19 protein-coding genes are annotated in these 23,663 nt (G+C 67.2%); 8 read left to right on the top strand and 11 right to left on the bottom strand.

Annotated elements, in window-relative coordinates:
* Positions 1-76 precede the first annotated feature (76 nt).
* Positions 77-1,066 carry a magnesium transporter CorA family protein gene (locus AC1RLU_RS10415; protein ID WP_061964667.1) on the top strand — a complete coding sequence of 330 codons (990 nt, stop codon included), beginning with the start codon at positions 77-79 and terminating at the stop codon, positions 1,064-1,066.
* 33 nt (positions 1,067-1,099) lie between these two features.
* On the top strand, positions 1,100-2,878 hold the full coding sequence (locus AC1RLU_RS10410) for an SLC13 family permease (RefSeq protein ID WP_492795440.1): 1,779 nt from the start codon (positions 1,100-1,102) through the stop codon (positions 2,876-2,878).
* Here AC1RLU_RS10410 and AC1RLU_RS10405 read toward each other — a convergent pair whose 3' ends face one another.
* On the bottom strand, positions 2,879-3,937 hold the full coding sequence (locus tag AC1RLU_RS10405) for a magnesium and cobalt transport protein CorA (protein WP_091855818.1): 1,059 nt from the start codon (positions 3,935-3,937) through the stop codon (positions 2,879-2,881).
* Between the two features lie 288 nt (positions 3,938-4,225).
* Between AC1RLU_RS10405 and AC1RLU_RS10400 the strand changes: the two genes are divergently transcribed.
* Positions 4,226-5,593 (top strand): dicarboxylate/amino acid:cation symporter, encoded by a 1,368-nt coding sequence (locus AC1RLU_RS10400; RefSeq protein ID WP_492795439.1) that lies wholly within the window; start codon positions 4,226-4,228, stop codon positions 5,591-5,593.
* 28 nt (positions 5,594-5,621) lie between these two features.
* Here AC1RLU_RS10400 and AC1RLU_RS10395 read toward each other — a convergent pair whose 3' ends face one another.
* Positions 5,622-6,686, bottom strand: coding sequence for a cysteine synthase A (locus AC1RLU_RS10395; RefSeq protein ID WP_492795438.1), 1,065 nt, complete (start codon positions 6,684-6,686; stop codon positions 5,622-5,624).
* Positions 6,687-6,827: 141 nt separating this feature from the next.
* Between AC1RLU_RS10395 and AC1RLU_RS10390 the strand changes: the two genes are divergently transcribed.
* Both AC1RLU_RS10390 and AC1RLU_RS10385 read left to right on the top strand, forming a co-directional pair.
* Positions 6,828-8,066: a class I SAM-dependent RNA methyltransferase gene (locus tag AC1RLU_RS10390; RefSeq protein WP_492795436.1), complete on the top strand. Its 1,239-nt coding sequence runs from the start codon at positions 6,828-6,830 to the stop codon at positions 8,064-8,066.
* Between the two features lie 9 nt (positions 8,067-8,075).
* Positions 8,076-9,485, top strand: a complete 1,410-nt coding sequence (locus AC1RLU_RS10385) for an FAD-binding oxidoreductase (protein WP_492795435.1) — start codon at positions 8,076-8,078, stop codon at positions 9,483-9,485.
* 107 nt (positions 9,486-9,592) lie between these two features.
* Here AC1RLU_RS10385 and AC1RLU_RS10380 read toward each other — a convergent pair whose 3' ends face one another.
* Both AC1RLU_RS10380 and AC1RLU_RS10375 read right to left on the bottom strand, forming a co-directional pair.
* Entirely contained in the window at positions 9,593-11,188 is a 1,596-nt protein-coding gene (locus tag AC1RLU_RS10380; protein ID WP_492795433.1) for a gamma-glutamyltransferase family protein, read from the bottom strand.
* 53 nt (positions 11,189-11,241) lie between these two features.
* Positions 11,242-12,009, bottom strand: a complete 768-nt coding sequence (locus tag AC1RLU_RS10375) for an SOS response-associated peptidase (RefSeq protein WP_492795432.1) — start codon at positions 12,007-12,009, stop codon at positions 11,242-11,244.
* 87 nt (positions 12,010-12,096) lie between these two features.
* On the opposite strand from AC1RLU_RS10375, the gene AC1RLU_RS10370 reads away from it, so the two are divergent.
* Entirely contained in the window at positions 12,097-12,597 is a 501-nt protein-coding gene (locus tag AC1RLU_RS10370) for a hypothetical protein (protein ID WP_091855812.1), read from the top strand.
* On the opposite strand, the gene AC1RLU_RS10365 is transcribed toward AC1RLU_RS10370, so the two are convergent.
* Complete coding sequence (locus AC1RLU_RS10365; RefSeq protein ID WP_492795431.1) at positions 12,598-13,326, bottom strand: TlyA family RNA methyltransferase; 729 nt, start codon at positions 13,324-13,326, stop codon at positions 12,598-12,600.
* A 10-nt stretch (positions 13,327-13,336) separates the two neighbouring features.
* Entirely contained in the window at positions 13,337-15,247 is a 1,911-nt protein-coding gene (gene dxs / locus AC1RLU_RS10360) for a 1-deoxy-D-xylulose-5-phosphate synthase (RefSeq protein WP_492795429.1), read from the bottom strand.
* Positions 15,248-15,427: 180 nt separating this feature from the next.
* Here dxs and AC1RLU_RS10355 point away from each other — a divergent pair, with 180 nt between their 5' ends.
* A complete protein-coding gene (locus AC1RLU_RS10355; protein WP_492795427.1) occupies positions 15,428-16,657 on the top strand; it encodes an MFS transporter in 1,230 nt (409 codons plus the stop codon).
* 7 nt (positions 16,658-16,664) lie between these two features.
* On the opposite strand, the gene AC1RLU_RS10350 is transcribed toward AC1RLU_RS10355, so the two are convergent.
* The 4 genes from AC1RLU_RS10350 to AC1RLU_RS10335 form a co-directional block, all read right to left on the bottom strand.
* Positions 16,665-17,585 (bottom strand): pirin family protein, encoded by a 921-nt coding sequence (locus tag AC1RLU_RS10350; protein ID WP_492795425.1) that lies wholly within the window; start codon positions 17,583-17,585, stop codon positions 16,665-16,667.
* A gap of 161 nt (positions 17,586-17,746) precedes the next feature.
* Positions 17,747-18,004, bottom strand: coding sequence for an exodeoxyribonuclease VII small subunit (locus tag AC1RLU_RS10345; RefSeq protein WP_082617056.1), 258 nt, complete (start codon positions 18,002-18,004; stop codon positions 17,747-17,749).
* Between the two features lie 76 nt (positions 18,005-18,080).
* A complete protein-coding gene (locus tag AC1RLU_RS10340) occupies positions 18,081-18,545 on the bottom strand; it encodes an Lrp/AsnC family transcriptional regulator (protein ID WP_185745280.1) in 465 nt (154 codons plus the stop codon).
* Between the two features lie 148 nt (positions 18,546-18,693).
* Positions 18,694-19,206 carry a tyrosine phosphatase family protein gene (locus AC1RLU_RS10335; RefSeq protein ID WP_492795423.1) on the bottom strand — a complete coding sequence of 171 codons (513 nt, stop codon included), beginning with the start codon at positions 19,204-19,206 and terminating at the stop codon, positions 18,694-18,696.
* Between the two features lie 124 nt (positions 19,207-19,330).
* Here AC1RLU_RS10335 and AC1RLU_RS10330 point away from each other — a divergent pair, with 124 nt between their 5' ends.
* Positions 19,331-19,891: a thioesterase family protein gene (locus tag AC1RLU_RS10330; protein ID WP_492795421.1), complete on the top strand. Its 561-nt coding sequence runs from the start codon at positions 19,331-19,333 to the stop codon at positions 19,889-19,891.
* A 4-nt stretch (positions 19,892-19,895) separates the two neighbouring features.
* Here AC1RLU_RS10330 and AC1RLU_RS10325 read toward each other — a convergent pair whose 3' ends face one another.
* Positions 19,896-23,468 carry a PAS domain-containing hybrid sensor histidine kinase/response regulator gene (locus AC1RLU_RS10325; RefSeq protein ID WP_492795420.1) on the bottom strand — a complete coding sequence of 1,191 codons (3,573 nt, stop codon included), beginning with the start codon at positions 23,466-23,468 and terminating at the stop codon, positions 19,896-19,898.
* Between the last annotated feature and the right edge of the window lie 195 nt (positions 23,469-23,663).

Here is a 23,663-nt window from a genome sequence, read left to right as displayed (position 1 = left end):
GTCATCGGTTTGACACGCGCCCCATATCGGAGTTCCTGCCGGTTTCCATCCCGACCGTGCAGCGAGATTCGCGCCCATGCTGACGATCCACGGCACATGCCCCGATTCGCGCGACAAGCTCCGCCCCGGCACGCTCGGTACGGAGGGCGCGTTTCCCGACGATATCGTCTGGATCGACCTGCTCAATCCGACGCCCGAGGAAGACAAGCGGGTCGAGCGGCATCTCGGCATCTCGATCCCGACACGCGAGGAAATGCACGACCTCGAGCCGTCCGAGATCATCTATACCGAGAACGGCGCGCGCTACATGACGGCGCGGGTGATCTGCCAGTCAGACACCATCGTGCCGGTGCTGGCGGACGTCACCTTCATCCTGACCGACAAGGCGCTGGTGACGGTGCGCTATGACGAGCCGGGCGCCTTCACCATCTTCCTCAACCGCGCGACCAAGCCCGGCGGCTGCGGCCAGCAGCCGGAAGCGGTGCTGGACGGGCTGATCGAGGCCATCGTCGACCGCGCCGCCGAGGTGCTGCGCGGCGTCGGCGACAAGATCGACATCGCCTCGCGCCGCGTCTTCGCCGGGCGCGGCCAGGATGTCGAGCGCGGCGGCGTCTATCAGCTTGTCATCCAGAAGATCGGCCAGTACGAGCACATCATCTCCAACGTCCGCGAGAGCATGGTCTCGGTCGAGCGCGTGCTGCTCTTCCTCTCGGCCAACTACACGCGCCCGAAAAAGGCGCAGACCGGTTTCTCGGCCGAATGGCGTTCGGCGGTCCGCGACGTGCAGGCGATCGAGGAGCACGCCGCCTTCCTGTCGAACAAGCTGCAATTCATGATGGACGCCACGCTCGGCCTCGTCTCGATCGAGCAGAACAAGATCATCAAGCTCTTCTCCGTCGTCTCTGTCGCGCTGATGCCGCCGACGCTGATCGCCTCGATCTACGGCATGAACTTCAAGACGATGCCGGAGTTGGAATGGCAGTGGGGTTATCCGCTGGCGATCGGACTGATGATCCTGTTCGCGGTGCTGCCCTATCTGTTCTTCCGCTGGAAGAAGTGGCTGTGAGATGAGAAGCGTGCGCGACACGTCGAAGACCGGATGACCCAGCCGCAGATTCTCTCCGTTCTTGTCGTCGCCGGCATGATGGCGGCGTTTCTATGGGGGCGGCTGCGTTACGACATCGTCGCGATGCTGGCGCTGCTCGTCGCCGTCGCGGTCGGGCTGGTGCCTGCGGCCGATGCCTTCAAGGGCTTTTCCGACGACATCGTCATCATCGTCGGCAGTGCTCTGGTCCTCAGCGCTGCGGTCGCGCGCTCACGCATCATCGAGCGGCTGTTCTCGAAGCTGGGCACGGGCCTGACCTCGACGCAGCTGCAGGTGCCTCTGCTCGTTTTCGTCGTCGCGGTGATGTCGGCGATCATCAAGAATATCGGCGCGCTCGCGATGATGCTGCCGATCGCCTATCAGCTCGCGCGCAAGAGCGGGAAATCGCCCTCGGTCTTCCTGATGCCGATGGCCTTCGCCTCGCTGCTCGGCGGCATCGTCACGCTGGTCGGCACCTCGCCCAACGTCATCGTCGCGCGCGTCCGGCAGGAACTCGGCGGCGAGCCGTTCCGCATGTTCGATTTCGCACCCGTAGGCATCGTGGTGGCGCTGGCGGGCTGCCTCTTCCTCGGCGTCGGCTACCGCCTGCTGCCGCGCGACCGTCGCGGCGCCGTCTCGCTCGACCAGGCGATCGACATCAAGGACTATCTGACCGAGGCCAAGCTCCGCGAGAAATCTCCGCTCGCCGGCAAGACGGTTGCCGATCTCAAGGCGATCGGCGGCGAGGCCATCGAGATCGTCTCGATCCTGCGCAACGAGCGCCGCGTCCAGGCGCCCCTTCCGGATGCCTCGCTGAAGGCCGGCGACATCCTGCTGCTGCGCGGCGACGCCGCCGTACTGGAGCGGGTCGTCGCCGAAGGCGGGCTCGATCTCACCGGCAAGGACCGGCCGACGCAGAAGGAGGATGCGCTCGACCCCGACCGCATCGCCGAGGCGATCATCGGCCCGGATTCGACGCTGATCGGCCAGTCGGCCGGCGATATCGCATTGCACAGCCGCTTCGGCGTCAACATGATCGCGATCAGCCGCTCGGGCGAGCGCTTCAGCCAGCGGCTGCGCGATATCCGCCTGCGGGCCGGCGACATCGTCGTGATCCAGGGCGACGAAAAGCTGCTGCCGGAGAAGCTGTCCGAACTCAGCCTGCTGCCGCTCGCCGACCGGCTGGTACCGCTGGGTTCGACGCGTCGCGTGGTCCTGACCGTGACGATCGTGCTGGCGGCCATCATCGCGCTGGCCGCGGGGCTGGCTCCGGTGCCGCTCGTCTTCTTCGCAGCCGCCGTGCTCCTGATCGCCTGCCGTTGCGTGCCCCTGCGCGAGGCCTATCACAGCATCGATGCGCCGATCCTGCTGATGCTGGCCGCGCTGATCCCGGTCTCCGACTCTCTGCGGACGACCGGGGCCACCGATCTCTTCGCCTCGTGGCTGGCGATGATCGGCGGCGGATTGCCCGGCTGGGCATCCGTCGCGCTGATCCTGGTGGCAGCGATGGCGGTGACGCCGTTCCTCAACAATGCCGCGACGGTGCTGGTCATGGCGCCGATCGGTGCCGGTTTCGCGAAAAACCTCGGCTACAATCCCGATGCCTTCCTGATGGCCGTCGCAATCGGCGCGGCCTGCGACTTTCTCACGCCCATCGGGCACCAGTGCAACACGCTGGTAATGGGGCCGGGCGGCTATCGTTTCAGCGACTATGCCAGGCTGGGCGCACCGCTCTCGCTGCTGGTCATCCTGCTCGCCGTGCCGATGATCCTGCTGGTCTGGCCGCTGAGATAGCTACAGCCAGCCATTCTGCTTGAAGCGCCAGTACAGGATCGAGCAGGTGCACACGATCACGCCGATGACCGCGAAATAGCCGTACTGCATCTCCAGTTCCGGCATGTTCTTGAAGTTCATGCCGTAGATGCCGGCCAGCGCGGTCGGCACCGCCAGGATCGCGGCCCAGGAGGCCAGGCGCTTGGTGATCAGGCTTTCCTGGCTTTGCCCGACCAGCAGGCTCGCCTCGAAGGCGAAGGCCAGCACTTCGCGCAGGCTGTCGATCTTCTCCTGCACGGTGCGGACATGGTCGGTCACGTCGCGGAACATCGGCGCGAGCGTCGGCCGGACCTGCGGGACGGTGCCGTTCATCAGGCGCTGGCAGACGTCGACCAGCGGCGCCACCGCATTGCGCAGGCGCAGCAGGTCGCGCCTGAGCATGTAGAGCCGCTCGATATCGGAGCGCGCCATCGGCTTGGCCAGGACCTTGTCCTCGATCTCCTCGACCTCGTCATGGATCGCTTCCAGCACCGGCATGTAGTTGTCGACGATGAAATCGAGGATCGCATAGAGGATGAAATCCTCGCCCTTCGCCAGCGAGGTCGGGCAGGTCTCCCAATGCTGCCTGACCGACTTGTACGAGGTCGAGGCGCCGTGCCGGACGCTGACGATATAACCGCGGCCGACGAAGATATGCGTCTCGCCGAAGGCGATGCGCCCGTCGGTCAACTGTGCCGTGCGGGCGACCACGAAGAGCGCGTCGCCATATTGCTCCAGCTTGGGCCGCTGATGCGCGTTGGTGGCGTCCTCGACCGCGAGCGGGTGCAGGTTGAACTGCTGCTGCACGCAGCGCAGCAGCGCAGGTTCCGGTTCGAGCAAGCCGATCCAGACGACATGGTCATCCTTGCGCGCCCATTCGCCGGCTTCGGTGACGGGGATGTCGGCGACGCGCACGCCATGGACATAGACGCCCGATGCGATGACGCCGTCCTGCGGCTGGTGGTCCTGCTCGAGCGGAACAGCCGCAGGCGCCGTTTCCAGCGTGGCGGAGGAGGTAAACCGGACTTCCGAGACTGACATGCGACCACCTCGCCGATCGCTGGATCATCGAAGTGCAGGCTAGAACTGTTCGATCTCCGTGGAAATCACTTTTCCGACAAGCGAGAGCGCTGCTGCGCGGCAGTTTTGGTCCTGCCGAGAACATCATTCGCCCGGCGGCCGGCCTTCTGCTTGGGAGGGGTACGAAAAAGAATATTTTTATCGCGCGGTGGTCAAAAAACGAAAATATCCGCTTTTGCGGAGGCTGGTTCCGGAGGTGTATAGAAATATTCGTCTACGGCCATGGGCCGAGCCAGAAGAGATCCTGTCATGACCACCGCAATTCCCCGGACCGGCACAGCCGGAGCCGGTTCAAAACCGTTCTACTCCAGCTTCGGCTCCCAGGTCCTGGCGGCCATGGTGATCGGCCTCGTCCTCGGCTGGGTCGCCCGCAACATGGGCCCGGTCGCGCCGGGCCAGCCGAACTGGCTCACCGTCACGCTCGCGACGACCGGCTCGATCTTCGTGCAGCTCCTGCAGGCGCTGGTGCCGCCCCTGATCTTCACCGCCATCGTCGCCTCGATCAGCAACCTCCGCCAGCTCTCGAACGCGGCCGCTTTGGTCTGGCAGACGCTGCTCTGGTTTGCGATCACGGCCTTCATCGCCGTGCTGATCGGCATCGCGCTCGGCCTCCTGATCCAGCCCGGCATCAATGCCGGCGTCGCAGCCGCCAGCGCCAAGGCGCCGAGCAATGTCGGCTCCTGGCTCGATTTCCTCAAAGGCCTCGTGCCGGCCAACATGTTCGGCCTGCAGGCGACGACGCGCGTCGAGGGTAGCGGCGCGACCACCCGTCTCGGCTTCAACGTACTGCAATTGCTGGTGATCTCGATCGTCGTCGGCGTCGCCGCGCTGAAGGTCGGCGAGCGCGCCAACAGCTTCCTCGCGCTGAACGAGTCCTTTCTGGCGATCGTCCGCAAGGTCCTGTGGTGGGTGATCCGTTTGACGCCGATCGGCACCATCGGCCTGCTCGGCAATGCCGTCGCGCAATATGGCTGGCAGACGCTGGAGCAGCTCTCCTGGTACGCCTTCGCGATCTATCTCGGCCTCGCGATCGTGCTGCTCCTCGTCTATCCCGCGCTGCTGGTGCTTCACGGCCTGTCGCCGGCGCGCTTCTTCGCGGGCGCCTGGCCGGCGATCCAGCTCGCCTTCGTCTCGCGCTCCTCGATCGGCACCTTGCCGGTGACCGAGGCTGTGACCGAGAAGAGCCTCGGCGTGCCCCGCGAATACGCCGCCTTCGCCGTGCCGCTCGGTGCGACAACCAAGATGGACGGCTGCGCCGCGATCTACCCGGCGATCTCCGCGATCTTCGTCGCGCAGTTCTACGGCGTGCCGCTCGGCATCCAGGAATACGTCCTGATCGCCTTCGTCTCGGTCATCGGCTCGGCCGCGACCGCCGGCCTCACCGGCGCGACGGTGATGCTGACGCTGACGCTCTCGACGCTCGGCCTGCCGCTCGCCGGCGTCGGCCTGCTGCTCGCCATCGACCCGATCCTCGACATGGGCCGTACGGCGGTGAACGTCGCCGGCCAGGCGCTGGTGCCGACCCTCGTCGCCAAGCGTCAGGGCCTGCTCGATCAGGCGCAGTACGACCGAGCCGGCGATATCGAGGCGATCGACGCGACGCCGCGGGCGGCGTGATCTCGAATGGCCTGGGGCGGCTGCGGCCTCAGGCCATTACCTTGCTGACGACCTGCTTCAGTGCCGAGCTGTCCCGTTCCAGCCAGCCGGGAACCGGCAGGTTCTTCGAACGCAGGAATTCCGGATTGAACAGCTTCGACTGGTAGCGCGTGCCGTAGTCGCAGAGCACCGTCACGATGGTATGGCCCGGTCCCATCTGCTTCGCGAGCCGGATCGCCCCGGCGACATTGATGCCGGACGAGCCGCCGAGGCAGAGCCCCTCATGCTCCAGCAGGTCGAAGACGATCTGCACGGCTTCCGCATCCGGGACCTGAAAGGCGATATCGACCGGCGCGTCCACAAGATTGGCGGTGATCCGGCCCTGGCCGATGCCCTCGGTGATCGAGGAGCCTTCGGCCTTGAGCACGCCCGCCGTGTAGAAGGAATAGAGCGCCGCGCCCATCGGATCGGCGAGCCCGATCGTCACCTTGGGATTGCGCGCCTTCAGCGCGATGCCGACGCCGGCGAGCGTTCCGCCCGAACCGACCGCGCAGATGAAACCGTCGACCTTGCCCGCTGTCTGCTCCCAGATTTCCGGGCCGGTCGTGTCGACATGGCCCTGCCGGTTCGCGACATTGTCGAACTGGTTGGCCCAGACCGCGCCGTTCGGCTCGGTCTTCGCCAGTTCCTCGGCGAGGCGGCCGGAGACCTTCACGTAGTTGTTCGGATTGGCGTAAGGCGCCGCCGGCACCTCGACCAGCGTCGCGCCGGCCAGCCGCAGCATGTCCTTCTTTTCCTGCGACTGCGTCTCCGGGATGACGATGACCGAGCGATAGCCCAGCGCGTTGCCGACGAGCGCGATGCCGATGCCGGTATTGCCGGCCGTGCCCTCGACGATGACGCCGCCGGGCTTCAATTGTCCCTTCGCCTCGGCGTCGCGGATGATCGCGAGTGCGGCGCGGTCCTTCACCGACTGGCCGGGATTCATGAATTCGGCCTTGCCGAGGATAGTGCAGCCGGTTTCCGCCGAGGCGCGTTCGAGCTTGATGAGGGGAGTGTTGCCGATGGCTTCGATGACGCCGTCTTTGATGGCGCTGCTTGCGCGGATGGTCATGGCCGGATTTCCCAATTTGTCCCTGACCTGATAGGCGAAAGCCTTGCTTAGGTCATCAGTGAGCGGGCTCTGCGCCCCGAGTTCGGAACAATGCCAGTCGCCAAGCCGCAAGCCGGAGAAAATTCTTCTCCGAAGCTCGCCATGAATGAAATCCTGACCGTCGATCGCCTTGGCCAGCGCGGCGATGGCATCGTGCAGGCCGCCTCCGGCAGCATCTTCATTCCCTATGCATTGCCGGGCGAGACCGTGCGCGCCGTGGTCGATGGCGAGCGCGGCCAGCTCGTCGAGATCATCGCGCCGTCCGAATCCCGCATCGCTGCGATCTGCCCGCTCTTCACCCGCTGCGGCGGCTGCGCTGCCCAGCACATGGCACCCGGCCTCTATCGTGAATGGAAGCGCCAGCAGGTCGTCACCGCCTTGAGCCGCGCCGGCATCGAGGCGCCGGTCGGCGACCTCGTCAATGCCCATGGCGCCGGCCGTCGCCGCGTCACCTTCCATGCCCGCCGGCAGGGCGAGACCATGGTCGTCGGCTTCATGGCGGCGCGCAGCCATGACCTGATTTCGGTCGAAGCCTGCCCGGTGCTGGCCTCGGGGCTCGATCGCGCGCCTGCCGTCGCGCTGATGCTGGCGAACCGCATGGGCGGTGCCAACAAGCCGCTCGATATCCAGGTCACCGCCTCGGAAGCCGGGCTCGATGTCGATATCCGTGGCCACGGCCCGCTCGGTGACAAGCTCAGGCTCGCCCTGACGCAGCTCGCCGAACGGCTCGACCTTGCCCGGCTCTCCAACCATGGCGAGATCGTCGTCGAGCGTCGCCCGCCCTTGCAGCGCATGGGCAAGGCAGTTGTGGCCCCCGCACCGGGCGGCTTCCTGCAAGCGACGGCGGCAGGCGAGGAGACGCTCGCCGGGCTCGTCATGGCGGCTCTGCCCAAGGGCAAGCGCGCGGCCGATCTCTTCGCCGGCTGTGGCCCGTTCAGCTTCCGCATCGCGGAGAAGATGCAGGTGCTCGCCATCGAAAGCGACAAGGCGGCGATGCTGGCGCTGGCCAAGGGGGCCGGCGCGACGCAAGGCTTGAAGCCGATCGCGACCGAGACGCGCGACCTGTTCCGCCGCCCGCTGCTGGAGCATGAGCTCAACGGCTTCGACGCCGTCGTGCTCGATCCGCCACGCGCCGGTGCGGAGGCGCAGGTCAAGCGCTTGGCGGCGTCCAAGGTCAAGGACGTGATCTACGTCTCCTGCGATGCGGCGAGCTTCGCGCGCGACGCCGCGACCCTCATCGCGGGCGGCTATGCGCTGGAGGCCGTGACGCCGGTCGACCAGTTCCGCTATTCCGCTCATGTCGAGCTCGTCGGCGTGTTCCGGCGGGGCAGGAAGGGCTAGGGCTTCAGGATGAGCGCAATTCTCGATCGCATGGCCGGCATTGTCGGCGCGAAGAACGTCATCACCGATGCCGACGCGATGGTGCCCTATCTCAAGGAATGGCGCGATCTCTTCCGCGGCAAGGCGCAAGGCATCGTCCGCCCCGGCTCGACCGCCGAGGTCGCGGAGCTGGTGAAGCTCGCGGCCGAGACCGGCACGGTGCTGGTGCCGCAGGGCGGCAATACCGGGCTCGTCGGCGGCCAGATTCCGATCTCCGAGGGCCGTGAGATCATCCTCTCGCTGCAGCGCCTCGACAAGATCCGCGCCGTCGATACCGATGGCGACACGATGATCGTCGAGGCTGGGGTCACGCTGAAGCGTGCGCAGGATGCGGCGGAAGCTGCCGGCCGGCTCTTCCCGCTCTCGCTGGCTTCGGAAGGCTCCTGCACCATCGGCGGCAATCTCTCGACCAATGCCGGCGGCACTGCCGTGCTGGCCTATGGCAATGCCCGCGAACTCTGCATGGGGCTGGAGGTCGTGCTGCCGGACGGGCGCATCTGGAACGGCCTGCGCCAGCTCCGCAAGGACAACACCGGCTACGACCTGAAGAACCTCTTCATCGGCGCCGAGGGCACGCTCGGCATCATCACCGCCGCGGTGCTGAAGCTCTTCCCCGCGCCGGCGGCCCGCGCCACTGCCTTCCTCGCCGTGCCCGATCCGGCGGCGGCGCTGGAACTGCTGAACGCCGCCAAGGCTGGCGCCGGTGGCACGCTCACCACCTTCGAACTGATGCCGCGCATCGGCATGGACTTCGTTCTGCGCCATGCGTCCGGCACGCGCGATCCGCTCTCCGAGCCGTCGCCCTGGTATGTGCTGATGGAGGTCTCTGCCCAGCAGGCCACGGGGCTCGACGAGCATGTCGAGACCTTCCTTGGCGAAGCGCTGGAGAAGGGCATCGTCACCGATGCGGCTTTGGCGGGTTCGCTGACCCAGCGCGCCGATTTCTGGAAGCTGCGCGAGATGCTCTCGGAGGTGCAGACCTATGAGGGCGGCTCGATCAAGCACGACGTCTCCGTGCCGATCCACGCGACGCCCGAGTTTCTGGCACGCGCCATCGCGGCGGTGGAGGCGATGGTGCCGGGCTGCCGCCCCGTGCCCTTCGGCCATCTCGGCGACGGCAACATCCATTTCAACGTCAGCCAGCCGGTCGGGGCCGACAAGGCGGGCTTCCTCGCGCGCTGGAGCGAGATGAACGAGGCGGTCCACGCCATCGTCGCCGAATTGCACGGCTCGATCTCGGCCGAGCACGGCATCGGCCGGCTCAAGCGCGACCTGCTGCCGGGCGTGAAGGACCCGGTCGAGCTCGATCTGATGCGGACGCTGAAGAAGACGCTCGATCCGAAGGGGATTCTGAATCCCGGAGCCGTGCTTCAGGCGTAGGGCACCGTCATTCTCGGGCGAAGCGGAGCTTCGACCCGAGAATCTCATGACGAGAAGGCACTCGTTTCCGAGATGCTCGGGTCAAGCCCGAGCATGACGGCTCTCGACTACGGCGTCGCGACATACCCATCGCGGCGCGGATCGGCGGCGCCGGTGAACACGCCGGTCACCGGATCGACCGCCACCGCCTGCATGCCGCCGCAGCGCATCGTCCAGCCGACATCGAAGCCGCGTGCCTCGTGCCCGCGCTTCACCAGCTCGGCGATCGTCTCCGGCCCGATCCGGTTCTCGATCTCGACGAGACGCCCATCCCAGAGCCGGGCGCGCGGCGCCTCGATCGCCTCCTGCAGCGGCAGGCCGTAGACGAGATGCTGGACCATGGCCTGCGCCTGCGTCTGCATGATGCCGTAGCTGCCGGGCGTGCCGAGCGCGAGCACCGGCTTGCCGTCACGGGTCGAGAGCGAGGGCGACATGCACATCGGCAGTTCGTCGCCGGGCTTCGAGCGGTTCGGGCTGCCGGGCTGGACATCGGCCCAGTACAGGAAGTTGTTGAAGCAGAGCCCCGTGCCGGGCACGACGACGCCGCTGCCGAAGGGGCTGCCGAGGCTCTGCGTGATGCAGATCAGATTGCCCTCGCTGTCGGCGACCGAGAGCGAGGTCGTGTGCGCCGGGTCTTCCTTGTCCTGCGCCACCCATTGCTCGGTCGGCCCGGTCACCGGCTTGCCGTCGGTCAGGCGCAGCCTCAGCCGTGCGACCGAAGCCTCCGACATGATCTCGGCGAGCTTCTCCGGCGAGGGATTGTTATGCGCGATGCGCTCGCCGGCTGCGAGGCGGATCGCGCGATAGACGAGGTCGAGATGATCCGCCCCGTCCCTCGGCTTGGACGCGAGATCGACCCCGTCGAGCAGCTTGAGCGTCAGCAGGAATTGGAAGCCTTCGCAGGGCGGCGGCGGCACATGCACCGACAGCCCCTTGAAGCTCACGGCCATCGGCTCGCGCCAGACCATCTTCACCGCGGCGAGATCGGCCATGGTCAGCGAGCCGCCGAGCGCCTGGAGATGGGCGATGACCTTCTCGCCGAGCGCGCCGCGATAGAAATGGTCCGGCCCCTTTTCGGCGATCTCGCTCAATGTCTTCGCGAGATCGGATTGCACGAGCACGGAGCCGAGATGCATCGCGCCGTTGGGCTGGTAGTTCTTCGACCAAGCCGGATAGAGCGCGGGAATCTTTTCCAGCAGCGGGTCATTCTCCTCGAACTCCGCCGCGCCGAACTCGGCCAGCGCGAAGCCGTCCCGCGCCAGCGCGATCGCGGGCGCGAAGACCTCGGCCAGCGATTTGCGGCCATAGGTCTTCACCAGCTCGCACCAGCCGGCGAGATTGCCCGGCGAGGCGATGGCGAGCGCGCCGCGCTCCAGATCGGTGCGCTTGCTGAAGCGGTCGGCGGGGAAGCTCGCCGGAATCGGCGGCACGAAATCGAGCACGCGCACCCGCTTCTCGGCCGCGACCCACATCGTCGAGAGGCCCATGCCGGCGAGCCCGGACATGAAAGGCTCGACCACGTTCAGCGCGGCGGCCGTGGCAGCGGCGGCGTCGAAAGCGTTGCCGCCCTGCGCCAGCAATTTTGCGCCGGCCTGTGCCGCCAAGGGATGGGCCGCGGCAACCATGCCGTGGCGAGAGGTCATCGTGGGGCGGCGGCCGTGCATCTTCAATCTCCTCCTCGTCGTCTTCTGGCGACGATCAGAGCACGAATCCGGCGCTAGAACAGGCTGCCTTGCCCGTCATCTGCGGGAGGCCGGGTCGCTTTGCGCGCATGGCGCTTCGGTTCGTCGGGAACCTCCTCTTGCGGAAGCTCGGCCAAGGGCAACTGGATCTCGGCTGCGTCGTTGGCGACCTTGTTGACGGCATTGCCGATGGCGACGGCCTCGAGCAGATCGTCGGGCGGCGGCTTCAGCAGGCGCCCGGTCTGCTCCTGTGTCGCCTGCGGATCGAGCCAGGCGTCGTGATCGCGGGGATCGAGGATGATCGGGCTGCGATGATGGATTGGAGCCATCGTGCCGTTGGCAGGTCCCGTCATCATCGCGACCGTGTCTATCTCGGACCCGTCCGGTGAATGCCAGGTCTCCCACAGCCCGGCGAAGGCGAAGGGGCCGCGATCCGGCTTGCGGAACAGGAAGGCTTCGCTGCGGGTCTGCTTGCCGGTGCCGCTGCGCCGCCATTCGTAGAAGGCATCGGCCGGCAGCAGGCAGCGCCGCCGCGTCAGGGCGTTGCGGAAGGAGGGCTTCTCGGCGGCGCTCTCCACCCGGATATTGATGACGAGCGGGAAATCCTTGGGGTCCTTGACCCAGCCGGGAATGAAGCCCCAGCGCATCAGCAGGAATTGCCGTGCTCCGTCATGCAGCCGGACGATCGGCACGGGCTGCGTCGGCGCGATGTTGTAGCGCGGCGGGAAGTTCGGCTGCTCGCGATAGCCGAAGGTCTCGCGCATCGCCTCGGGGGGCAGGGTGATCGCATAGCGTCCGCACATGCCCGCTGTTTACGTCGAGACGAGCGTTCGGAATCAACACTTTATTTGCGGTTGGGCCAACATAGTCGCCCCGGTTTGGGGTAGCGGATGAGCGTCATCGCGACGGAGATGCTGGCTGGAACGGCGGCCGATCGGCTCGACGCCGGTGTCCATCCGCGTCTGTCGACCGACTTTCTCAACCGTTACAGCGAAGCGCTGATGCTGATCGAGATGGTCGCGATGGATGAGAGCATCCTCGCCGATCTCCAGGCCTGGCAGGCTGTCGGTTATCGCGAGCATTTCGCGACATCCGCCCTGCGCTGTGCTGCTTCTGCGCTCGCCGCCTATGACGAGCTGAATCCGAACAGGGCCCGTGCCTTCGACGAAGCTTGCCGTGCGATGACGCGCCTGATTCGTACGGTCACCGCGCTGCTCACGGAAACGCCGCCTCCGCCGGAATTGCCGGCGATCATCGAGGTCGCTGGTGAAGCGCTGCGCCGACAGATCGCCCGCGCGACCCAATTCATCAACGCGAATGGCGCGATCGATATCGGGCTGTTCGAGGATACGGCCCTGCAAGCCGAGATCGACGCGCTGTTGGCGCGCTGATCAGGCTGGCCGACGCGCCCCGACCAAAAACTCGCGATTGCCGTCGCCGCCCTCGATCGGTGAGGGGATCGGCCCATCCACTGCAAAGCCAAGTGTCTTCAGCACCGCGACGATCTCCTCGCAGACCTGAAGCTGGATCGCCTCGTCGCGCACGATGCCCTTCTTGAGCGCGGCACGGCCGGCTTCGAATTGCGGCTTGATCAGCGCAGCGATGCCAGCCTCAGGGGAGAGCAGGGCAGCGACCGCCGGCAGCACGAGCTTGAGCGAGATGAAGCTGACATCGATCGCAGCGAGGCTCGGCCGCTCCGGCAGGGCCTCAACGTCGAGCGTGCGGATATCCTGTCCCTCGAAGCTCGTCACACGTGGGTCGCCTCGCAGCGAGGCATGGAGCTGGTCGCGCCCGACATCGACGGCCACGACATGGCGCGCGCCGCGCTTCAGGAGAAGGTCGGTGAAGCCGCCGGTCGAGGAGCCGACATCGAGGCAGGTCAGCCCCCGAGGATCGAAGCCGAAGGCATCGAGCGCGCCGGCCAGCTTCAGCCCGCCACGCGAGACGTAAGGATGCGGCGCCTGCGCGGTCAGCTCCGCATCATCGGCCACCATCTCCGAGGCTTTGCGTACGGCTGCGCCATTGACGGTGACCAATCCTGCCGCGATCGCGGCCTGCGCCCGCGCACGGCTCTCGAAGAAGCCGCGCTCGACGAGCAATTGGTCGGCTCGGCTCTTCATGCCCCAGTCGTCAGGCCAGCTTCACGGCGCTGGGTCGGCCCAGCGCGGTCTCGACGGCCTTGACGATGCCGGCGGCATCGAGCCCGGCAGCGGCATACATCGCGTCTGGTTTGTCATGGTCCTGGAACACGTCCGGCAGCGTCAGGCTCCTGATCTTCAAGCCGGCGTCGAGCACGCCATTTTGCGCCAGCAGATGCAGGACATGGCTGCCGAAGCCGCCGACCGAGCCTTCCTCTACCGTGACCAGAACCTCGTGCTCGCGGGCGAGCTTGAGGATCAGCGCCTCGTCGAGCGGCTTGGCGAAGCGGGCATCGGCGACCGTCGTCGACAGGCCGCGCTGCGCCAGCAGATCGGCGGCCTTGAGGCATTCGGCAAGGCGCGTCCCGAGCGAAAGCAGCGCGATCCGGGTGCCCTCGCGGACGATGCGGCCCTTGCCGATCGGGAGGGGCACGCCGACATCCGGGATCTCGACGCCGACGCCTTCGCCGCGCGGGTAGCGCAGCGCGATCGGGCCATCGTCATAAGCGGTCGCGGTCGCGACCATATGGGTCAGCTCGGCCTCGTCCGCTGCCGCCATCACCACCATGTCCGGCAGGCAGGCGAGATAGGCGATATCGAAGGAGCCGGCATGGGTCGCGCCATCCGCGCCGACGAGCCCGGCCCGGTCCAGCGCGAAGCGCACCGGCAGCTTCTGGATCGCCACGTCATGGACGATCTGGTCGTAGGCCCGCTGCATGAAGGTCGAGTAGATCGCCACAAACGGCTTGTAGCCTTCCGTGGCGAGGCCGGCCGCGAAGGTCACGGCGTGCTGCTCGGCGATGCCGACATCGAAGGTGCGGCCCGGGAATTCCTTGCCGAAGGCGTCGAGCCCGGTGCCGGACGGCATCGCGGCCGTGACGGCGACGACCTTGTCGTCTTCCCGCGCCTGCTTGATCAGCGCGCTGGCGAAGACATTGGTGTAGCTCGGCGCATTCGCTGGCGCCTTCGCCTGCTGCCCGGTGACCGGATCGAACTTGACCACGCCATGGTACTTGTCGGCGCTGGCTTCGGCCGGAGCATAGCCCTTGCCCTTCTGCGTCACGACATGGACGAGGATCGGTCCGCTCTCGGCGTCTCGGACATTGCGCAGCACGGGCAGCAGATGGTCGAGATTATGCCCGTCGATCGGCCCGACATAGTAGAAGCCGAGCTCCTCGAACATCGTCCCGCCGGTCCAGAAGCCGCGGGCATATTCCTCGGTGCGCTTCGCCTTGTCGTGGAAGAAGCGCGGCAGCTTCTCGGCGAGCTGCTTGGCGACCTCGCGGATCGAGCGATAGGTCCGCCCCGAGACGAGCCGCGCCAGATAGGCCGACATCGCGCCGACCGGCGGGGCGATCGACATGTCGTTGTCGTTGAGGATGACGATCAGCCGCGAGCCGAGCGCACCGGCATTGTTCATGGCCTCATAGGCCATGCCGGCCGACATCGCGCCGTCGCCAATCACGGCGATGACATTGTTCTTGCCACCCGCAAGATCGCGCCCGACGGCCATGCCGAGTCCGGCCGAGATCGAGGTCGAGGAATGCGCCGCGCCAAACGGGTCGTAGGCACTCTCCGTGCGCTTGGTGAAGCCGGAGAGCCCGCCCGGCTGGCGCAGCGTGCGGATGCGCTCGCGCCGTCCGGTCAGGATCTTGTGCGGATAGGCCTGATGGCCGACATCCCAGATCAGCCGGTCGCGCGGCGTATCGAAGACATGATGCAGCGCGACGGTCAGCTCGACCACGCCGAGCCCGGCGCCGAGATGGCCGCCGGTGACCGAGACGGCATCGATCGTCTCGAGCCTGAGCTCGTCGGCGAGCGCGTGCAGCTTCGCGTCGTCGAGGGCGCGCAGATCGGCGGGCTCGTGGATCGTGTCGAGGAGCGGCGTGGCGGGACGGGGCACGAGGCTGTCTGATCCTTCACTGGGGTGCTTCGAAATAGAGCCTGCGTGGCGTGCTGGCAAACCGTGCTTGCGTTTCCGCGTCGACCGACGGCGGTCGCCCCGCCTTGCCACGAAACGGGTGGTTCCCGTGCCCGCAAGGCGTTTCAGTACGCTGACGACTGTTTCCGAGGACGCCAGGTCATGCAATCGACCGATATGACGCCCCTGCCGACGGCATTTCGCCGCATCGGCTGGTCCAATCTCTTTGCCCAGTTCTCGGAGCAGATCGCGCTCGCCGCAGCGCCTCTGGCCGCGGTTCTCCTGCTCGCGGCCGGGCCGGCAGAGACAGGCTGGCTGCAGACAGCGCAGACCTTGCCGTTCCTCCTGCTGTCGATTCCCGCCGGCCTGATGGTCGACCGCGCCTCGCGCCGCCGCCTCATGGTCGGCACGGAGGCGCTACGCGCGGTCTCCCTGCTGGCGATCCCGCTGCTGCTCGCCGCCGGTGGCCTCAACCTGACCTGGCTCGCCCTGCTCGGCGCGCTCGGCGCCATCGGCACGGTCTGCTACAGCGTCGCGGCGCCGGCTTTCGTTCCCTCCGTGGTGCCGCGCGAGCGGCTTGCCGACGCCAATCGCTGGCTGGAACTGGCGCGTAGCGCCGCCTATGCCGGCGGGCCCGCGCTGGGTGGAGCGCTCGTCGGCTGGATCGGCGTCTCCACCGCCTATGGACTGGCGGCCGGGCTCTCGATCCTAGCCGTGCTCATGCTTTCCGGCCTGCCGAAGGACGAGGCGCCGTCCGGTCCGCGCCGCGACCTGCTGCATGACCTGAAGGAGGGCGCCCGCTTCGTCGCCGGCCATGATCTGCTCCGGCCGATCCTGATGACGGCCGTGTTCTTCAATGTCTCCTGGTTCATCTTCCAGGCAGTCTACGTCGCCTATGCCGTCCAGAATCTGGGCTTGAGCGCCACGCAGGTCGGCGTCACGCTCGGAATCTACGGCGCGGGCATGATCGTCGGCGCTGTCCTCGCGCCGGCCATCGCGAAGCAGGTCACCTTCGGGACGCTGATCCTGCTAGGCCCCTTCGCGGGGCTGTGCGCAGCCGGCGTGATGTTCGCGACGCTCTGGATGCCCTCTGTCTATCTGGTCGCGGCGAGCTTCTTCCTGTTCGGCGTCGGGCCGATCATCTGGACGATCTCGACGATGACATTGCGTCAGGCGGTGACGCCGAACGCCATGCTCGGTCGCGTCTCTGCCTTGATCATGACTGCGACCTTCGGCGCCAGGCCGATCGGCGCCGCCATCGGCGCTTCCGTGGCCGCGCAACTCGGCATCGCGGCCTGCCTGGGCCTCGCGGCCACAGGCTTCCTGATCCAGTTGCTGGTGATCGGCTTCTCGCGGGTCCCGAAACTGCGGGACATCTCCGAGGCCGTCTGAGGCGGCCTCAGCCCTCGGGCAGGGGGATGAACTCGCTCTCGTCGCCGGGCACGGTGTCGAAGCGGCCGGTCTTCCACTCCTGCTTGGCCTGCTCGATCCGCTCCTTCGAGGACGAGACGAAGTTCCACCAGATGTTGCGCGGGCCGTCCATCGGCTCGCCGCCGACGATCATCACACGGGCCTGGTCGATGGCGAGGATCGAGATGCGGTCGCCGGGCTTGAAGACGAGGAGCTGGCCGGCGCCGAACTCGTCGCCGGCGATATCGACCTTGCCGGAGACGATGTAGATCGCGCGCTCGTCATAGTCGGGGTCGAGCGGCAGGATCGCGCCGGGCGAAAGCACCGCCTCGGCATAGAGCGCGTCCCAGGGGAATTTGACCGGCGAGGTCTGGCCATAGGCCGAACCCATGATCAGGCTGATGCGCTTGCCGCCCTCGACGATGCGCGGCAGATCGCCGGCGCCGTGATGCTTGAACTCGGGCGCGACCTCCTCATGCGTCTTCGGCAGGGCGAGCCAGGCTTGGATGCCGTAGAGCTTCGGGCCGCTGGCGCGGGCTTCCATGCCGGTGCGCTCGGAATGGACGATGCCGCGGCCGGCCGTCATCAGGTTGACCGCGCCCGGCTTGATCGCGAGCGCCGTGCCGAGCGAGTCGCGATGCATGATCTCGCCATCGAACAGGTAGGTCACGGTCGAGAGCCCGATATGCGGATGCGGGCGCACGTCCAGCCCCTCGCCGAGATGGAATTCGGCCGGGCCCATCTGGTCGAAGAAGATGAAGGGACCGACCATGCGCTGGCCGATGGCCGGCAGCGCCCGGCGGACCTGGAAGCCGCCGAGGTCGTGGGAGCGGGGCACGATCACCTTCTCGATCGCCTCGCAGGAGCGGGCATCGCCCAGGACTGGATCGTCGGCGGGGAGTTGCGACATGATGGCCTCCTTGGTTGAGGCCGAATCTGGCCCCCTGGAAGCGCGCAAGCAAGCGCCGGCTCGCAACCGGTCGCTGGCAGAAATGCAATGCCGCGACACTAGGGGCGCCGCGGCATTGCGTATTGATCTTGCGAGGCGCTAAAGGCGCCGCCGGGATCGGTTCAGTTCTCGACGTCGAGCGGGGCAGCACCCGTCGGCTTGCCGTCGGCGCCGAGCGTGATGCGCTCGATGCGGGCTTCCGCCTGCTTCAGCAGTGCATCGCAACGCGCCTTCAAGGCCTCGCCGCGTGTGTAGATCGCGATCGATTCCTCGAGCGGGACGTCACCGCGCTCCAGCCGCGCAACGATGCCTTCGAGCTCCTTCATCGCTGCCTCGAAGGGCAGGGTGGCGACATCAGTGTTGGTCTTCTCTTCGCTCACAGGCCTGATTCCTCTTTGCGCTGAGCTTATCGGCTGGAGCGAGCCCGGCCGCAACCCGCTTCGCGGCGCTGCTGACTCAGACCGGCAGGGCGGAGGTCTTCTTGATCGTGCGCAGCGTCAGCGTCGACTGCACGCGGGTCACGCCTGGCAACTGGGTGAGAATATCGGTGTGGATGCGCTCGAAATCGGCGCTGTCGCGGTAGATCACCCGCATCAGATAATCATGCGCGCCGGCGAGCAGGTGACATTCGAGGATCTCGGGCAGGCTCTGCACGGCCTGTTCGAAGCTCTCCAGCGAGGCGCGGCCCTGCTGGTCGAGCGTGACGAAGACGAAGGCCGTGCCGGGGAAGCCCGCGATCTTGTCGTCGAGCATCATTGCATAGCCGCGGATCAGGCCGCTGTCCTCAAGCTGGCGCACGCGCCTGAGGCAGGCTGAGGGCGACAGATGCACCCTCTCGGCAAGGTCCGAATTGGTGATGCGCCCGTCCTGCTGGAGAATCCGCAGGATGGAGCGGTCGCGCGAATCGAGCTCGATCGTCATGGTCACGGTGAAGGCCTCCCGCGCGATGCATCGTCGCAAAATTCGCCCGAGGCAAGCAATCTTCTGCAGCGATCCGGTGCAAGTGTCGTCGTTTTCACAGCACAGGCGGCGAAAGCCTGCAGGAAGCTGCGCGGCCTGAGGCGGGAACTTAGGCGAGCGGCATGGCGAAAGGCGTGCCTTCGAAGGCGTCGGCGCCGCGCCCGATTCGTTCGATCGCGCGGACCATCCGGCCGCGCCGCCCCAGCGTCGTATCGGCCAGGGCGACGAGCCGGGGATTCGGCGTGGCGGAAGGCGCGACGCTGCGCAGCACGTCCGCTACCTCGTCTTCGTCACGCTCGGGGCCAAGCGCGCAGGCTGCGATATAGGCCGCCGCCGTCGAGCGGCTGATCCCGGCCCAGCAATGGACGACCATCGGCGCGGCGCGGTCCCAATCGCGAAAGAACGCGAGGAGCCGCGCCATATGCTCCTGGCCGGCGAGGACATGTCCGTCCAACGCCTGGTTGATATCGGACATCCCCAGGAAGAGATGCCGCTCCGGCGCGATTCCGGCCGGGCGGGGAACTGTCGTGCCGGCATTGATCAGCGTCACGAGATGTTGGGCTCGGACGGCCGCGACGGTCTCGCCGAGCCGCGACAGCGGGGAAACGTGAAGGGTGGGCAAGGGCTGGCTCCGAAGCCTGCGGCGAAACAGTTGGGACGGGCAGACGATAGCATGATCGACATCGTCGGCATCTCCATGACATGGAGGCGGGAGCCCCGATCGATCCAGCGCCGAAAAGCTCCCCATGAATCTCTGGTTCCGCCTGATCTGGCTCCTGCTGACGACGCGCTTGCGCCCGCGGCTCGACCTGCCGGGCGAGGCCTCGGTCCTGCCGTTCCGTGTCTGGTTCCACGATCTCGACACCAGCCTGCACATGAACAATGGCCGCTACTGGTCGCTGATGGATCTCGGCCGGCTCGACCTGATGCTGCGCAGCGGCCTGTGGCGGGCGGTGCTGCGGCATCGCTGGCTGCCGGTGGTCAATGCGGGCACGATCCGCTTCCGCCGCGAGATGCGCCTGTTCCGCCCGTTCCGAGTCGAGACGAAAATCCTGTGCTGGAGCGAGACCTGGCTGGTGATGCAGCACCGCATGCTGATGGCGGGCCGCGATGGCACCGAGATCGTCGCGGCGGTCGCGCTCGTCCGGGCGGCGCTCTACGACAAGAAGGCGCGGGCCTATGTCCCGGTGGCGCGTTTGCTCGGCGAGATCGGCGTCACTGCCGAGAGCCCGGAGCCGAGCCCGGAAGTCGCGGCTTTCCTTGCCTCCGAGGACGCCATGCGCAGCGCCGCTTCGGCCGCAGGCTAAGCAGTTACTCCGCCGCCAGCCGCGTCGCCCGCCATTGTGCCAGCAGCGCGCGAAGGGCAGCGGGCTTCAGCGGCTTGTTGAGCAGGTGCACGTCGAGCGCGTTCGCGGCTTCGCGCACATGCTGCGTCCGGTCGGCGGTGAGCAGGATCGCTGGCATCGGCGTGCGCGCGCGGGCCCGGAGCGCACTGATCGCGGTCAGGCCGTTGCCATGGTCGAGATGGTAGTCGGCGATCAGGACATCCGCCTCGCCCTTGCTGCCGACATGCGGCAGCGCCTCTTCGAGGCTGGCGGCGATCGTGACCCGGCAGCCCCAGCCTTCGAGCAGGCGCTTCATGCCGTCGAGGATGGCGGGCTCGTTGTCGATGACGAGAAGTCGCATGCCGGCGAGCTGCCCGGCAGGCGCGCTGCGCGCCGCTGTCGCCGTCGTCATCGCCGGCAGCGGTGCGGCGCGCGGGACGGAGACCGAGAAGCGCGTGCCGCGGCCCGGCGCCGAATCGAGCGTCAGTCCGTGGTCGAGCGCCCGCGCGATGCGCTGCACGATCGAGAGGCCCAGGCCGAGGCCGCGCGCCACCTTGGCGCCCTGGTCGAGCCGCTGGAACTCGCGGAACACGGTCTTCTGCTTGCTCTGGGGAATGCCGAGCCCAGTATCGATCACCTCGACCGCGACCTGGCTGCCGCGGCGCCGGCAGCCGATCAGCACCTTGCCGCCCGGCGTGTACTTGATCGCGTTGGAGATCAGGTTCTGCAGCAGACGCCGCAGCAGCCGCCGGTCCGAGCGCAGCGTCAGGCTGGTCGGCATGAACACCAGCTTCAGGCCCTTTTCCTGGGCGCTCGGCTCGAATTCGCGCTGGAGCTGACGCATCAGCTCGTCGAGCCGGAAGGAGGACAGCTCCGGCTTGAGCGCGCCGCCATCGAGCCGCGATATCTCCAGAAGCGCGGTCAGGATCTCCTCGACGGCGTCGAGCGAAGCGTCGATATTCTCCGCGAGTTCGGGCTGGCCACTGCCTCGGTCGCGCTCGACCAGCGAGGTCGCGTAGAGGCGCGCGGCATTGAGCGGCTGCAGAATGTCGTGGCTGGCGGCAGCGAGGAAGCGCGTCTTCGAGGCGTTGGCGGATTCTGCCTCGGCCTTGGCGCGCTGGAGCTCGGCATTGACGTGCAGCAATTCCTCGGTGCGCTCAGCGACGCGCCGTTCGAGGCCCTCGTTCGCGCGTTCGAGCTCCTCCTCGCCCGCGACCGTGTCGGTGATGTCGGTATAGGTCGTGACGAAACCGCCGTCCGGCAGGGCGTTGGTGCGGACCTCGATGACCTTCTTCGACGGGTAGAGCTTCAGGCGCACCGGCTCGCGGTCGTTGATGAAGCTTTCCAGCCGTGCCGCCATCAGCTCGTCGCGTGCGCCGGTGCCATAGGCGCCGCGCGCCGCGTTGTAGCGCACGATCTCGTCGAGGCCGGTGCCGAAACGCACCAGCGAGGCCGGCAGGTCGTAGAGCTGGATGAAGGCCTGGTTCCAGGCGAGCAGCCGGAGATCCCGGTCGAGCACGGTGATCCCCTGGCCGGCATGGTCGAGCCCGTGCTGGAGGATGTCGCGGTTGTACTGGAGCGCGGCCGAGGCGTCATCGAGCAGCTTGAAGGCGGCCTCGGTCGAGAGGTTCCGCCGCTTCAGCAGGAGCGACAGCACGAGGCGCGAGGAGGCTGCGCCGATCGCCGAGGAGAGCAGGTGTTCGCCGAAGCGCAACAGGTGGATATCGGCCTGGCGGCCGCTTTCGGAAGCCTCGCCGCGGCCGCTGTTGAAGCTCTCGAAGGCACGCTGCGTGCGCTCCGCTCCGAGATAGCGCGCGATCGTCGATTGCAGCTCGCCCTCGGTGATCGTGGTGCGCCACAGCGAGAAGGACTGCGCCATCGTCGCCGGCTGGGACTCGACGAAGGCATTGGCCTGCAAGCGCTCCATCGCATTGGCCGGTCGCAGCAGCGAGAAACCGATATAGGCGAGGATGTTGAGCCCGAGGCTCCAGAACACGCCATGCGGCAGCGACGGCCATTCCACTCCGAACAGGGCTTCGGGCCTCAAGATGCCGGCTCCGAACGGGCCTGATGCGACGACGCTGCTCCACCAGCCGCCGGGCAGCGCCAGGCTCGGCATCAGCAGCGTATAGGCCCAGACCAGCGTGCCTATCGTCAGCCCGGCGGCGGCGCCGAGCGCCGTGCCGCGCCGCCAGAACAGGCCCCCGAAGAAGGCGGGCGCGATCTGCGCCGTTGCCGCGAAGGACAACAGGCCGATCGAGACCAGGGCCGCCTCGCCGGAGGCGCGATAATAGACATAGCCGAGCAGGATCACGAGGAAGATGCTCAGCCGCCGGATGATCACCACCTGGGAGCCGAGATCGCCGCCGAGATTGCTGTCGCCCGCGCTGCGTCCGCCGAACAGCCTGACCGCGCGGCCAGGGTCGCTGAGGCCGCGCCGGCCACGCAGCAGCAGCGGCATCACGAGATGGTTCGAGATCATGATCGCCAGCGCGACCGAGGCGACGATCACCATCGCCGTCGCGGCCGAGAGTCCGCCGACGAAGACGAAGAGGGCGATCACCCCGGCCTCGCGCTGCAGGGGCAGCAGCAGCACGGTCATGTCGCGGTCGACGCCGCTGCCGGGGATCAGGATCTCGCCGGCCGCCGCCAGGGGCAGCACGAACAGGTTGATCAGCACGAGATAGAGCGGGAACATCCAGGCCGCGCGGCGCACGTCGCGGACATCGCGGTTCTCGACGATCGTCATGTGGAACTGCCGCGCCAGCAGCAGTGACGCGCAGCTCGACAGTAACGTCAGCGTGAGGAAATTCGGCCAGCTCGATGTGCGCTCCCAGATCGGCAGGGCGCCGTCGGCGGGTTTCGCCGCCTGGGCGAGCAGGTCGCCGGGGCCGCCGAACAGCCCGTAGACGATGAAGAAGCCGAGCACGAGGAAGGCGACCAGCTTGATCAGGGATTCGACCGCGATCGCCAGCACGAGCCCGTCCTGGTGCTCGGTCGCGTCGATATGGCGGGTACCGAAGGCGCAGGCGAAGCCGGCGAGCACGATCGCGACCAGGAAGGGCAGGTCGCTCAGCACCGGCACGTCCGGCGTCGGCGCATGGCCGCCGGTCGCCGCCAGGAAGACCGAGAGCGAATTGGCGACCGCCTTCAGCTGCAGCGAGATATAGGGCAGAGCCCCGATTACCGCGACGATGCAGACCAGCGCCGCCACGCGCTCGCTCTTGCCATAGCGGGCGCCGACGAAATCGGCGATCGAGGTGATGTTCTGCGACTTGGCGATGCCGACGATGCGGCCGACGAAGCGGTTGCCCAGCCCGATGACGAGGATCGGCCCGACATAGATGCCGAGGAAGTCGAAGCCGGCGCGATTGGCGAAGCCGACCGAGCCGTAGAAGGTCCAGGAGGTGCAGTAGACGCCAAGCGCCAGCGCATAGATCGTCGTCCGCGCCCGCCCGGTCATCAGCCTGCGCCCGGATGTGTCGGCGACATGCGCAACGGCGAAGAGCCCGCACAGATAGGCGAGCGCGACCAGCACCACGGACCAGGCGGGGATCATGCCGCCCTCATGGAGGCCGTGTGCGAAGTGGGCCGGAGTGCAGGCGCCATAGAACTCGGTTTCCGGATTTTCCGTAGAGTATCGGACCGCCCGTCCGCTCGCCATAGGCCATTGGCGCAAGCCTTGATGGCGGATTCATCCCCAACTCTTTGCATTTCACGCGCCGTTGGGCTGGCTTTAGCGCGCTTTCGGGCT

Source organism: Allobosea sp. GW822-FHT05A11, assembly GCF_058800455.1.
Note: the sequence above shows the minus strand (reverse complement) of the source record. Positions and strands in the feature narration are given on the sequence as shown.